Here is a 13,025-nt window from a genome sequence, read left to right on the forward strand (position 1 = left end):
GCAATATCGGCTCACCGCCGCAAATCACTCCGCCGCGAGCGGCAGGTCGCGCGCGCCGCCGCGCGCCAGCGCCTCGGCATGCTCCAGCTCGGCGGCAAGGCGTTTCTCCTCGTCGGCATGGGGGCTCGTGAAGCGGGCGATCACCAGATAGGCGACGGGCGTCAAATAGAGCGTGACGACCGTGGCGAGGCCGAGGCCGCCGACCAGCACCCAGCCGAGCGAGATGCGCGCCTCGGCGCCCGCCCCGCTCGCCAGCACCAGCGGCACCGCACCGACGACGGTGGCGATCATCGTCATCAGCACGGGACGCAGGCGGATGTTGGCGGCATCCTCGATGGCGCTGCGGATATCCTGCCCGCGGTCGCGAAGCTGGTTGGCGAATTCGACGATGAGGATGCCGTTCTTCGCCATGATGCCGACGAGCAGCACCAGCCCGATCTGGCTGTAGATGTTGAGCGTCGTCCCCGTCGCCACCATTGCGAAGACGGCGCAGGCAAGGCCGAGCGGCACCGTCACCATGATGATGATCGAGCTGACGAAGCTCTCGAACTGCGCCGAAAGCACGAGGAAGATGATGACGATGGCAAAGCCGAAGGTGACGGCAAGGCCGCTCGAATTCTCCTGCAGCGTCGCGGCCTCGGCCATCGGCATCAGCCGGGCGCCGTCCGGCAGGAGCGGCTGCGCCATCTCCTGGACCATCGACAGCGCATCGCCGAGCGCAAGCCCGTCCTTGAGGCCGGCCGAGAGCGAGACGGCGCGAAGCTGCTGCTCGCGCGAAAGCTGCGGGGCGACGGCCTTCTCTTCCAGCGAGGCGATGGAGGACATGGGCACGATCTTGCCGTCGCCGGTCTTCAGGAAGATGTTTTCGAGATCCATCGGGTCGTTGATCGGCGTCGTCGTGGAGGAGAGCTTGACCGGATAGGCCTGCCCCTCGACATAGACGTCGACGACGCTGGTGCCCTCCAGCATCGCCTGCAGGGCCGCCGAAAGCCCGGTGATGTCGATGCCGAGATCGGCCGCGCGCTCGCGGTCGATCGTCACGGAAAGCTGCGCCTGGTTGGCCTCGTAGTTGAGGCGCACGTTCTGGAAGCGCCCGCTGTCCTCGATCTTGCGCACGAGCTCGGCCGCCGCATTGCCGAGCTTGGTGTAGTCGTTGCCGACCAGTGCGACCTGGAGGCCGTTGCCGGCGCCGCGGATGCCGAGGCTGTTCGGCTGCATGACGAAGGTTCGCACGGAGGGAACGGTCGCGACCGCCTTGTTGATGTCCTGCACGATCTGCTGCTGCGTGCGGGCGCGCTCCTTCCAGGGCGCGAGCGTCAGCACCATGAAGCCGCTGTTGGTCGAGCCGCCCTGCCCGGAGATCGAGAAGATGTTGACGATCTCGCCGCTGTCGTAGAGCGGGCGCAGCTTGTTCTCGATCAGCTTCATCTGGTCCTGCGCATATTCCAGCGACACGCCCTGCGGCGCGTTGACCCGCAGCATGACCATCGAGCGATCCTCGCTCGGCGTCAGCTCCGACTTGATGGTGAAGAACGAGGTCGCGCCCGCCGCCGTGAAGAGCAGCGCCACGACGAAGACGATGAGCGGCGCGCCGAGACAGGCCCGCAGCGTGCGCCGGTAGAAGCCGGATGCCGCCGCGCCGATGCGCGCCAGAACGCCGGTATGCCCGTGCTTGACGTCCTTCGTCAGCATGCGCGAGGCGAGCATCGGGCAGAGCGTCAGCGCCACGAAGGAGGAGAGCAGCACCGCGAAGGCGAGCACGAAGCCGAACTCGCGGAAGAGCCGGCCCGCCTGCCCCGGCAGGAAGGAGAGCGGCACGAAGACGGCGGCGAGCGTCGCGGTGGTCGCGACCACCGCGAAGAACACCTCCAGCGTGCCGAGGATGGCGGCCGCCCGCGGCTTGAGGCCTTCGGCGCGCCGGCGCACGATGTTCTCCAGCACCACGATGGCGTCGTCCACCACGAGGCCGGTCGCCAATACGATGGCGAGCAGCGTCAGGATGTTGACGGAAAAGCCCGCCATGTAGATGGCCGCGATGGTGCCGACGAGCGCGATCGGCATGCTGATCGTCGGGATCAGCGTCGCGCGCCAGTCGAGCAGGAAGAGGTAGATGACGAGCGTGACGATCAGCACCGCGACGACGAGCGCGATCTCCACCTCGTGGATGGCGCCGTCGATGAAGACGGCATCGTCGCTGGTGATCTTGAGCTGGGTGCCTTCCGGCAGAACGTTGCCGAGCTGGCCGACCATCTGCTTCACGCCGGCGGAAATGTCGAGCGTGTTGGACTGGGCCTGGCGGATGATGCCGAGACCGATGCCCTGCCGCCCGTTGGAGCGCAGCGCCGTCGAGCCCTCGTCCGGCCCGAGCGTCACCATGGCGACGTCGCCGAGGCGCACGCGGTTCTTCAGGATCAGGTTCTCGAAATCGGCGGGTTTGACGAGATCCGCCGTCGCGCGCACGGTGATGTCCTGGCTCTGGCTCTTCAGGGAACCTGCCGGAACGTCGAAGGCGGCGGTGGCGAGCGCATTGCGCAGGTCCGCGACCGTGAGGCCCCGTGCGGCGAGCTTCGACTGGTCGACGTCGACGCGGAAGATCTTCTCCTGGTCGCCGTAGACCACGACGTCGGCAACGCCTTCAACGGAGGCGAGCCTGTCGGTGATCTCGTTTTCGGCGAGCAGCGTCAGGTCTTCCAGCGACTGCGTGTCGGAGGTCAGCGCAAGGCGCATGATCGGCTGGCTGTCCGCATCGGCCTTGACGACGCGCGGATCGTCGGCGCCGTCGGGGATCTGGTTCGTCACGCGGCCGAGCGCGTCGCGCACGTCGTTCGCGGCCTGGTTCACGTCCGTCGTGTCGGAGAACTGCAGCGTGACGCGGCTGCGGCCGAAGGAGGAGACGGAGGAGATGTCCTTGATGCCCTGGACGCGCGAGACCGCGCCCTCGATCACGTCGGTCAGCTCGCGGTCGACCGTTTCCGGCGAGGCGCCGTCGAAATTGGTGGTGACGCTGATGACGGGCTGGTCGACCGAGGGAAGCTCGCGGATCTCGACGCCCTTGAAGGCGGCAAGGCCCGCGACGACGATCAGCGTATTGAGCACGAGGGCGAAGATCGGCCGGCGGATGAAAAGCGCGGTGAAGCCCGCCTTGCCGGTATCGTTGTGGCCGGTGGCTTCCCCCGACATCACGAGCCCTCCGTGGCCGCGGGCGCCTGTTCGCCTTCGGCCACCTTGCGCACGGCCCCGCCGGGCCGCAGGGTCTGCACGCCTTCCGTGACGACCTGGTCGCCTTCCGCAAGTTCCGCCTTCACGAGCACCATGTCGGGATTGCGCTGGACGATATGGACCGGCACGCGCTCGACCTTGTCGCCCTTGACGCGCCAGATGTAGGAGCCGTCCGCGCTCCACTGCACGGAGAGCGGATCGACGCTCGGATAAAGGTCGCCGGCAAAGCGCATCGTCACCTGGAAGGACATGCCGGCGCGCAGCACGTCCTCGGGATTGGCTATGCGGGCGCGCACGCGCAGGGTGCGGCTTTCCTGCTCGATGCGGTTGTCGATGGCCTGCACCGTGCCGGAGAAGGTCTCGCCCGGCCGCGCCACGGCCGTCGCCGAGACCTCGCCGCCGACGCGCACGGAGGTGGCGAAGCGCTCCGGCACCCAGAAGTCGACGAGGATTTCCGAACGGTCGTCGATGCGGGCGATCGCCGTCGAGGTCGTGACGTAGTCGCCCGGATTGACCGAGATGATGCCGACCACGCCGCCATAGGGCGCGGTGATGTCGCGGCGGCTGAGGGCAAGCTCGGCATTGCGCAGGGCAAGTTCCGACGCCTTCACCGCGGTTTCCGCATCCTGCAGTTCGGCGAGGCTGGTGGAGGAGCGCAGGTTCTGGACGCGCTTCAGCTTCTGCTCGGCGCTGTCGCGGGCCACGCGCGCCTGGTCGGCGGCGATCTTCTGCTCCTCGCTGTCGAGCCGGGCGATGACCTGCCCCTGTTCCACGCGCTCGCCCGACTGGACGAGCACGTCCGTGAGGTTGCCGGTCGCATAGGGCGTCACGGTCACGGTGCGGATCGCCTCGCCGTCGCCGATGGCATTCAGCCGGTCGTTGACGACGGCCATGGCGACGGGCTTGGTGGCCACGAGCGTCGGCCCGTTGCCGAAGCCGCGGCGCCCGCCCGCCTTCTGGCCGCCGTCCGCCTTGTCCTCACCGGCCGGCGCGATCGCGGCGACGAGCTTGCCGGGAAGGCCGGCAGCCTCCAGCATGTCGTTCGCCCCGGGCACGAAGCGACCCCAAAGCAGAACCCCGGCCGCGATGACGCCGGTGCCGATGAGGAGCTGTTTCCAAACCCGCATGCAATCTTTCTCCGATGGAAGCGAACCGTCACGTACTGCACCGCGACATAGACCAACTATCCCGCTTTGAGAATGAACGGACAATGAAAGAATGCGATCATTACGGAATTGTAAGATTGGCGGCCCCCTGCCTTACCGAACCGTAAGAAAAGGCCGCCCTCTTCCGGCAGCCCGCCGTCGCGCCGCCGGCCGCCGTCCTCATAATCTAGCACCCCGGGAATAAAAGCAGAACGGAAAACTGGCCTTTCGGTCCCGAATCACTACATTGAGCCGCATGATCAGCGGTTACGACGACATTCCCTTCTTCGACGAGGACCCGCAGCTTTCCGCAAGGCCAGCAAAGCCCGCCGGCGGCATCGCCGCGCGCGCCATGGCGGCGCGAGACGCACACCGGGCGCCGGACTATCTTGCCGGTCTCAATCCCGAGCAGCGCGAGGCGGTGGAAACGCTCGACGGCCCCGTGCTGGTGCTCGCCGGCGCCGGCACCGGCAAGACGCGCGTGCTGACGACGCGCATCGCCCATATCCTTGCGACCGGCCGGGCCTTCCCGAGCCAGATCCTCGCCGTGACCTTCACCAACAAGGCCGCCCGCGAGATGAAGGAGCGCATCGGCCTCCTCGTCGGCGGCGCCGTCGAGGGCATGCCCTGGCTCGGCACGTTCCACTCCATCGGCGTCAAGCTGTTGCGCCGCCATGCCGAGCTCGTCGGCCTCCGCTCGGATTTCTCGATCCTCGACACCGACGACGTCGTGCGCCTCATCAAGCAGATCCTCCAGGCGGAAGGCATCGACGACAAGCGCTGGCCGGCAAAGCAGTTCGCCGGCATGATCGACGGCTGGAAGAACAAGGGCCTCGACCCGGCGCAGATCCCCGAAGGCGACGCGCGGGCCTTCGCCAACGGCAAGGGGCGAGAGCTCTACATCGCCTACCAGAACCGCCTGAAGACGCTGAACGCCTGCGACTTCGGCGACCTCCTGCTGCACCCGATCCGCATGTTCCGCGCCAATCCGGACGTGCTCGCCGAATACCACCAGCGCTTCCGCTACATCCTCGTCGACGAGTATCAGGATACCAATACTGCCCAATATATGTGGCTGCGGCTTCTGGCGCAGCGACCGAAGGGCACGCCGGAAGCCAGCGCCGACAGGCGCGGTGCGGCCGCGAGCCTCGTCAACCTCTGCTGCGTGGGCGACGACGACCAGTCGATCTACGGCTGGCGCGGGGCGGAGGTGGACAATATCCTGCGCTTCGAGAAGGATTTTCCCGGCGCCAAGGTCGTCAAGCTGGAGCGCAACTACCGCTCCACCGCCCATATCCTCGGCGCGGCCGGCCATCTGATCGCGCACAACGAGGACCGGCTGGGCAAGACGCTCTTCACCGACCGGCGCGACCCGGACGACGACAAGGTCGTCGTCCATGCGGCTTGGGATTCGGAAGAAGAGGCCCGCGCCATCGGCGAGGAGATCGAGCAGCTCCAGCGCAAGGGCCACAAGCTGAACGACATGGCGATCCTCGTGCGCGCCTCCTTCCAGATGCGCGAATTCGAAGACCGTTTCGTCACGCTCGGCCTCAATTACCGCGTCATCGGCGGCCCGCGCTTCTACGAGCGGCTGGAGATCCGCGACGCGCTCGCCTATTTCCGCCTCGTCAGCCAGCCGGCCGACGACCTCGCCTTCGAGCGCATCGTCAATACGCCGAAGCGCGGCCTCGGCGACACGACGATCCGCAACCTGCACGACTATGCCCGCGCCCGCGACATCCCCATGCTCGCCGCCGCCGCCGACATCGTCGAGACGGACGAACTGAAGCCGAAGGCGCGCAAGGCGCTCTTCGACGTCGTCACCGATTTCCGCCGCTGGCAGTCGCTGCTGGAGACGATGCCGCATACCGAGCTTGCCGAGCAGATCCTCGACGAGAGCGGCTATACGGCGATGTGGCAGGCCGACAAGTCGGCCGAGGCGCCGGGGCGGCTGGAAAACCTGAAGGAACTCATCCGCTCCATGGAGGCCTTCGAATCCATGCGCGGCTTCCTGGAGCACGTCTCGCTGGTCATGGATGCCGAGCAGAACGAGAACCTTGACGCCGTCTCGATCATGACGCTGCACTCGGCCAAGGGCCTCGAATTCGAGACCGTCTTCCTGCCCGGCTGGGAGGAAGGCCTTTTCCCGCACCAGCGCTCGCTCGACGAGGGCGGCCGCGCGGGGCTGGAGGAGGAGCGGCGCCTTGCCTATGTCGGCATCACGCGCGCCAAGCGCCGCTGCCACATCTGGTTCGTCTCGAACCGCCGCATCCACGGCCTCTGGCAGACGACGCTACCCTCCCGCTTCCTCGACGAACTGCCGGAAACCCATGTGGAAGTCGCCGAGGTGGAGCAGTCCTACGGCGGCTACGGGCGCGGCGGATACGGCCAGTCGCGCTTCGACAAGCAGGAGCCGTTCCAGAACACCTATTCGACGCCCGGCTGGCGGCGCGCCCAGGCGAACCGCACGGAGGCGACGCGCGACAACTGGGGCTCGCGCTCCGGCCACGCCGTCGAGCGCATCGGCTATGGCGAAAGCGGCCCGCGCGCCCGCACCATCGAAGGCGAGCTGGTGGCCAAGTCGACCGTGACGGAGCCCTCGAAATTCTCCATCGGCGACCGGGTCTTCCACATGAAGTTCGGCAACGGCAACATTGCGGCGATCGAGGGCAACAAGCTGACGATCGACTTCGACCGCGCCGGCCAGAAACGCGTGCTGGACGGGTTCGTCCAGCCGGTGTGAGCAAAGGCCCTCTCTGCCCGCTAGCCTTGAAATTTTCTCTCTGAGGGTGCCGCAGGGCAAGTCCCTCCCCCCTTGCGGGGAGGGATTTAGGGAGGGGTCTTTACGCCCCGGCCTTCCTGTAGAGCGCGGCAAGCTGCGTGCGGGACGACGGCAGTTCCGGCACGACGACCAGCATGTTGACATGGCCGCGCTTGAAGGCATTGAGGAACGGTTCGTAGTTCTGGAAGGCGACGCAGCCGTGCGAGCCCTTCTGGCCGCGCAGGAGATTGGTGTGCGTCAGCAGGCCCGTGCGGTTCTTGGGATCGCGGCCGTCGACGGACAGCATGCGGATCGCCTCGACGCCGTGGAAGCGCCGTTCGCGCATGCGCAGGCGATAGATGCCGGCCGGCGTCGGGCCGGTCATCTTGACATGCTCGAAGCGCGGGTTGTCGCGCATCTTGCCGATGCCGGAATGAGCGCGCAGCTTCGTGCCGTCGGGCATGTAGACGGTCGCGTTGGAGACGTCGTAGATCGCCACCTTCGTGCCCTTACCCACCCAGCCGGTGCCGTTGCCGCGGCTCTTGAAGAGATCGCCGAACAGCGAGCGCTCCGGCTTGACGATGGCGACGTCCTTGTCGTCGTCGTCGTCCTCCTTCGCCTGCCGGGTGGCCGTGCGCGTGGCGGGCTTTTCCTCCGCCGGCTTGCGCTCGATCGTGACGGTCTCGAGTGCCGGGCGGGTTTCCGGCAGCGGGATATCGCTGAGGATATCGTCTTCGCTGTCCTCTTCCTCGGCTTCGGCCTTCTTCATGACGAGGCCGAAGGGCTGGATGCTCTTGCGGCCGGAAACGTCGTCGGGAAGCATGGCGGTGACGAGCGCGCGTTCGCCGGTGATCGCCTTTTCCTGCTCCACGGAGCGCTCGGCGCGGGCGACGGCCGTCTCGATCATCAGGGCCTTGGCCTTCTCGCGCTTGACGGCGGAGGCGAGCTCGATGGAAATCTTGCGCTGGCGCGAGGCCTGGATCGCCTCGGCGGTCAATTGCTTCTGGCGGATCTCGCTTTCGGACGGCGGGGAAAGGCGCGAGAACTTGGCGACCTTCACCAGGCGCTCGGGCTGGGCGTCGCTAATGCCGGCCGATGCGACGGAGAGCGATGCGGCGATGGACCTGCGCCCCTCGGCAAGCGAGGAGGCTGCATCCTGCATGGCATGAAGCGTGGAGACGACGGCCCAGGCGGAGCCGGCAAGCACGCCGCAGGCAAGCGCGGCGCTGAGAAGGATGCTCCCGGAACGGCCCTGCCGGGACTTGGACGCGGAGCGCGCGGACTCGTACACAGACGCCATGATACTCGTTACCCGATACTCGTTACTCGACGCGGCCGCGGAAATGACGCTCCGAAGGCCTTTACGCTGGCGGCAGGCGGAACCACGCGTCCCGGAGCCTTGCCGAACGAGCAAAGAATGACGAAATATGGTAAGCAATTCCTAAACGGCGCCTCATGTTTTTGAAGGAGTCTGCCGGGCGGTCCTCGACACCCGGCAAGCGTGCCTTTCACGAAAATGCGGCGCTGGCGTGTCCAAAGCCCGGCTATGGCTATATCTGGGGATGCCGGCCGAGCCAGTCGGTGGCGCGTTCATAGGCCGCCGCCGCCGACAGCACCTGCCGGTCGCCGCGCGGCCGGCCGATGATCTGGATGCCCGCCGGCAGCCCTTCCGCGCTGAAGCCGGCCGGCATGGCGGCGACGGGAAGCCCGGCGAGAGTCGGGCCGATCACCACCTCCATCCAGCGATGGTAGGTGTCCATTTCCCGGCCGTTCACGGCCTTCGGCCAGTCCAGCTCCGCCGAAAAGGGGAAGACCTGCGCGGAGGGCAGGACGAGGAAATCGTAAGCCGCGAACAGGTCCAGCATGTAGCGGTACCAGTCGCTGCGCCCGAGCGAGGCGGCATGGACCTCCGCCGCCGTCAGCCGCTGGCCGTGCTCGATCTCCCAGAGAAGTTCCGGCTTCATGCGCGCCCGCCGGGCCGGGTCGCCGTAGTCAGCCGCCTGCCCGCCGGCAATGAGGAAATGGCGCAGCGCCCGCCACGTTTGCCACAATCTGTCCATGTCGAAACCCGGCGCGACCTCCTCGACATGGCACCCGAGCCTGCGGAAGACGCCGAGCGCGTCGTGGCAAAGCTCCAGCACGCCCGGCTCGAAGGGAAGATGGCCGCCGAAATCGCCGAGCCAGCCGATGCGGGCACCGGCGATATCCCGGTGAAGGTCGACCGAAAGGTCCTCGTCCGAGAGCGACAGCGGGTCGCGCGGGTCGTGCCCGGCCTGCGTCGCAAGCAAGGCGGCGACATCGGCGACGCTGCGCCCCATCGGCCCGTTGACGGCAAGCTGGCCGAGGAAGAGTTCGTTGCCGAGCGAAGGCACGCGGCCGAAGGAAGGCCGGAAGCCGACGACATTGTTGAAGGCGGCGGGATTGCGCAGCGAGCCCATCATGTCGCTGCCGTCGGCGACCGGCAGGATGCGCGCGGCAAGCCCGGCCGCCGCCCCGCCGGAAGAACCGCCCGCGCTCTTCGTCACGTCATAGGGATTGCGGGTGACGCCGAAGACCGGATTGTAGGTATGCGAGCCGAGGCCCATTTCCGGCGCATTGGTCTTGCCGATGACGATGGCGCCGGCCGCGCGGATGCGCTCGACATGGATATCGTCATAGTCCGGCACGAAATCGGCATAGTTCGCCGAGCCGAAGGAGCAGAGGATGCCCTTCGCCTCGGAAAGGTCCTTCACCGCGAAGGGAATGCCGTGCAGCCAGCCGCGATGCGTTCCCGCCGCCAGCGCCCGGTCCGCCGCCTCCGCCTCGGCCATCAGCTCGTCCGCCGGCCGCAGGCTGACGATGGCGTTGAGGCGCGGATTGATCGCGGCGATGCGCTCGATATAGGCGGCCATCACGGCGCGGCAGTCGAGCCGGCGTTCGGCGATGGCGGAGGATAGCGCAAGGGCGGAAAGGTCGGTGATGTCCTGCAAGCTCGGCTCCCGCGGTCGTTCGAAGAAGAGCTAGCAGGCGCCGGGACGAAGCGCCAGCCCGCGAGCCCGCCTGTTCCATGCGGAACAGCGCGGCCCCCTTCCCTCTGCGAAAGTTGGAGCCAGAGGATGAGCGTTTCATCCTTGAAGGCCAGAGAGGAGAGAGAAATGCGCAAGTTCCTTATGTCCGCCGTCATCGCGACCGTCGCAGCGGTGTCCTTCGCCGCCCCCTCGCAGGCCGGCGGCTTCTACTTCGGCGTCGGCGGCCACGGCTGGGGCCACCACCACGGCTATTCGCACTATCACGGCCATCACCGCCACTGCTTCTGGAAGAAGGTCAAGCGCTACAACAAATGGGGCCACGTCGTCTTCAGGACCGTAAGGGTCTGCCGCTGAAGCCTTTCCGGCATCACGGCATCGCCTGGAGACGAGCGCCCCGCAGCCCCGGCCGCCTCTCGGCCGGGGCCTTTCGCATCCGCAAAAACCACCGGCTTCGCAACCTATTCCTTTTGAACGGGAATTATGCTTATATTGAATGAACGTTCAGCAAGATATGGGGAGCGACATGAACGAGATGATCCGCGATATCAGCGTTCCGAACGACTGGGACCGCAGCGGGCTTCCGGGCTGGTGCTACCATAGCCCCGCCCTCCTGGAGCTGGAAAAGCAGCATGTCTTCCGCGAGCACTGGCAGATCTCCTGCCATGTCTCCGACATTCCCGAGCCCGGAAACTACCTCGCCATGGACGTCGTCGGCGAGCGCGCGCTCATCCTGCGCGGGCAGGACGGCGCGGTGCGCGCCTTCCACAACATCTGCCGCCACCGCGGCTCGCGCCTCGTCGCCGACGAGAAGGGCGCCTGCCGCAACGCCCTCGTCTGTCCCTTCCACGGCTGGGTCTACAATCTCGACGGCACGCTGCGCGGCGCCGCGCGCCCGAAGAGCTTTCCCCCGCTCGACAAGGACGAATTCGCCCTGAAGCCGCTGGAATGCGAGGTCTGGCAAGGCTTCGTCTTCATCCGCTTCGCCCCCGGCCCGCAACCTTCCGTCGCCGAGGTGATGAAGCCCTTCGAGGCCGAGCTGTCGCATTACCGCTCGGAGGAGATGGTGCCGGCCGGCGATATCTGGACGCAGGAAAGCCCGGTCAACTGGAAATCGGTGCGCGATGTCGACAACGAAGGCTACCACGTCGCCATGGCCCATCCGGCCCTGCAGGACCTCTACGGCTCCACCTATTACGACGAGCCCTTCGTCGACGGCCTCTGCCGCTCCTTCGCCACCTACAATCCCCATGCCGGCCGGCGCTGGAGCGTGCGCAACTACGTCAGGATATCGCCGGAGAACGCGCGCCTGCCGGAGCACCTGCGCAAGGCGTGGATCTATTTCGGCCTCTTCCCCAATTGCGTCATCGCCGTGACGCCCGAGACCGTGCAATTCTACCAGGAGTTCCCGGTCGCCGTCGGCAAGACGCTTTTGCGGGGCGGCATCTATCGCTACCGCGAGGAAGACCGCGCGCGCCGCCTCGCCCGCTACCTCGCCTACCGCATCGACCGCGACACGCAGGCCGAGGACGTGCAGCTCACCGTCTGGTCCAACGAGGCCATGACCTCCAACGCCTTCGCCGGATTCTACCTCTCCGACCTCGAATACGGCGTGCGCACCCACCACGACCACCTGCGCCGCGTGCTGCCGGTGATGACGCTGAAAGATGCGCCGGAGGAAAAGGAGATGGCGGGCGTCAATGCCGGGCTGCGGCAGGGCTAGGCGCCTCCGCCAGAGCCGCACTCGCCGGGTGGCAACTGTGTTTCATCGGAAATGGGTTTTGTCGCGCTGCATGGCATTGAGGATGGTGATGAGCTTTCGCGCGACGGCGATGATGGCGGCCTTAGCGGCGCCCGTTCTGGCCTTGACGGCGAGGTAGAAGGTGCGCAGGCGCGATGAGGCCCTGATGGCGCCGAGGGCGGCCATATAGAGGGCCTTTCGCACCCTTGGTCTTCCCCCCTTGATGCGGCGGCGGCCTGCTCTCTTGCCGGAATCGTCGTTGAAGGGCGCAAGGCCGGCAAGGCTTGCCGCCGCCTTGGGCGAGAGCGTGCCGAGTTCGGGCATATGGGCAAGCAGGGCCAGGGCCGTCACCTTGCCGACGCCGGGAGCCGATGCGAGGCGCCTGGCCCCTTCGGCAAGGTTGCCGCTCTGCATCTGCTCGTCGATCGCGCTCTCGATTGCAGCGATCCTCTCGCCGAGGATGGCGATCATGGCCTCGATGTCGGCGCGCACGGCCGGATCGAAGGCCTCGCCAAGATGTCTGCGCTCGCCCGCACGGGCGTCGACGAGCTGGTCGCGGCGCCGGGCAAGGGCCGCCAGCCGCTCGTGTACCGGGCAAGGCGGCGCATCGGCCGAAAGGCCGAACATGGCCCCCATGTGCGAAAGCGAGCGGGCATCGATGCGGTCGGTCTTGGCCAGCCGCCCGCGCGCCTCGGCAAAGCGCCGCGCCGTCTTCGGATTGACGCGGGCAAAGGCGATGCCGGCCTGTGCAAGGCACAGGCGCACCAGCCGGTCGCAATGGCCCGTCGCCTCCAGGACGACGAGGTCGCCGGCCGGGTCGAGGCGCTTTGCGAAGGCGGACAGTTGCGCCTCGGTGTTGGGGATGCGGCAGAACCTGGCCGTTCGCGGGTCGAAGATATCGACCGCTTCCTTGCCGATGTCGCAGCCGATGAAATTGTGGTGTATCGTCATGGAGCCTGCTCCTGTGTGCGAGGTCTGCGCCAACAGCCTCATGCAACTGTTCAGGTTGATGGGCGAAGCGGGAAGGGACCAGGCCATGCGGCGGCCTGCCGTTACAAACGACGGCCGGGATCCTCTCGGTCTCCTTCCCGCAACCATCCTACACCAACCAAAACACACAGGATCCTCGGGTCAAGCCCGAGGATGACGACAGA

At 66.9% G+C, this 13,025-nt stretch carries 8 protein-coding genes; 3 read left to right on the forward strand and 5 right to left on the reverse strand.

What is annotated here, in order from left to right; genetic code table 11:
• Positions 1–24: 24 nt before the first annotated feature.
• Both ACZ5TO_RS09890 and ACZ5TO_RS09895 read right to left on the reverse strand, forming a co-directional pair.
• A complete protein-coding gene (locus ACZ5TO_RS09890; RefSeq protein ID WP_184140086.1) occupies positions 25–3,180 on the reverse strand; it encodes an efflux RND transporter permease subunit in 3,156 nt (1,051 codons plus the stop codon).
• On the reverse strand, positions 3,180–4,346 hold the full coding sequence (locus tag ACZ5TO_RS09895; RefSeq protein WP_184140088.1) for an efflux RND transporter periplasmic adaptor subunit: 1,167 nt from the start codon (positions 4,344–4,346) through the stop codon (positions 3,180–3,182). The genes ACZ5TO_RS09890 and ACZ5TO_RS09895 overlap by 1 nt, the downstream gene beginning before the upstream one ends.
• Before the next feature lie 274 nt (positions 4,347–4,620).
• Here ACZ5TO_RS09895 and ACZ5TO_RS09900 point away from each other — a divergent pair, with 274 nt between their 5' ends.
• Positions 4,621–7,107 (forward strand): ATP-dependent helicase, encoded by a 2,487-nt coding sequence (locus tag ACZ5TO_RS09900; protein WP_464800372.1) that lies wholly within the window; start codon positions 4,621–4,623, stop codon positions 7,105–7,107.
• Positions 7,108–7,207: 100 nt separating this feature from the next.
• On the opposite strand, the gene ACZ5TO_RS09905 is transcribed toward ACZ5TO_RS09900, so the two are convergent.
• Positions 7,208–8,425 (reverse strand): DUF2778 domain-containing protein, encoded by a 1,218-nt coding sequence (locus ACZ5TO_RS09905; protein ID WP_464797948.1) that lies wholly within the window; start codon positions 8,423–8,425, stop codon positions 7,208–7,210.
• A gap of 250 nt (positions 8,426–8,675) precedes the next feature.
• Complete coding sequence (locus tag ACZ5TO_RS09910; RefSeq protein WP_464797949.1) at positions 8,676–10,094, reverse strand: amidase; 1,419 nt, start codon at positions 10,092–10,094, stop codon at positions 8,676–8,678.
• A 165-nt stretch (positions 10,095–10,259) separates the two neighbouring features.
• Here ACZ5TO_RS09910 and ACZ5TO_RS09915 point away from each other — a divergent pair, with 165 nt between their 5' ends.
• The gene (locus tag ACZ5TO_RS09915; protein ID WP_464797950.1) at positions 10,260–10,487 is read left to right on the forward strand and encodes a hypothetical protein; all 228 of its coding nucleotides are present in this window, start codon (positions 10,260–10,262) and stop codon (positions 10,485–10,487) included.
• A gap of 169 nt (positions 10,488–10,656) precedes the next feature.
• Positions 10,657–11,853, forward strand: a complete 1,197-nt coding sequence (locus ACZ5TO_RS09920) for an aromatic ring-hydroxylating oxygenase subunit alpha (protein ID WP_464797951.1) — start codon at positions 10,657–10,659, stop codon at positions 11,851–11,853.
• Between the two features lie 42 nt (positions 11,854–11,895).
• Here the strand turns inward: ACZ5TO_RS09920 and ACZ5TO_RS09925 are convergent, their stop codons facing one another.
• The gene (locus ACZ5TO_RS09925; RefSeq protein ID WP_464797952.1) at positions 11,896–12,822 is read right to left on the reverse strand and encodes an IS110 family RNA-guided transposase; all 927 of its coding nucleotides are present in this window, start codon (positions 12,820–12,822) and stop codon (positions 11,896–11,898) included.
• Positions 12,823–13,025: the final 203 nt, after the last annotated feature.

Source organism: Shinella sp. Sh6, from assembly GCF_055392685.1.

Coding starts and splice junctions, on each gene's coding strand:
- ACZ5TO_RS09890 (WP_184140086.1), bottom strand. CDS start 3,180: ATGTCGGGGGAAGCCACCGGCCACAACGATACCGGCAAGGCGGGCTTC.
- ACZ5TO_RS09895 (WP_184140088.1), bottom strand. CDS start 4,346: ATGCGGGTTTGGAAACAGCTCCTCATCGGCACCGGCGTCATCGCGGCC.
- ACZ5TO_RS09900 (WP_464800372.1), top strand. CDS start 4,621: ATGATCAGCGGTTACGACGACATTCCCTTCTTCGACGAGGACCCGCAG.
- ACZ5TO_RS09905 (WP_464797948.1), bottom strand. CDS start 8,425: ATGGCGTCTGTGTACGAGTCCGCGCGCTCCGCGTCCAAGTCCCGGCAG.
- ACZ5TO_RS09915 (WP_464797950.1), top strand. CDS start 10,260: ATGCGCAAGTTCCTTATGTCCGCCGTCATCGCGACCGTCGCAGCGGTG.
- ACZ5TO_RS09920 (WP_464797951.1), top strand. CDS start 10,657: ATGAACGAGATGATCCGCGATATCAGCGTTCCGAACGACTGGGACCGC.
- ACZ5TO_RS09925 (WP_464797952.1), bottom strand. CDS start 12,822: ATGACGATACACCACAATTTCATCGGCTGCGACATCGGCAAGGAAGCG.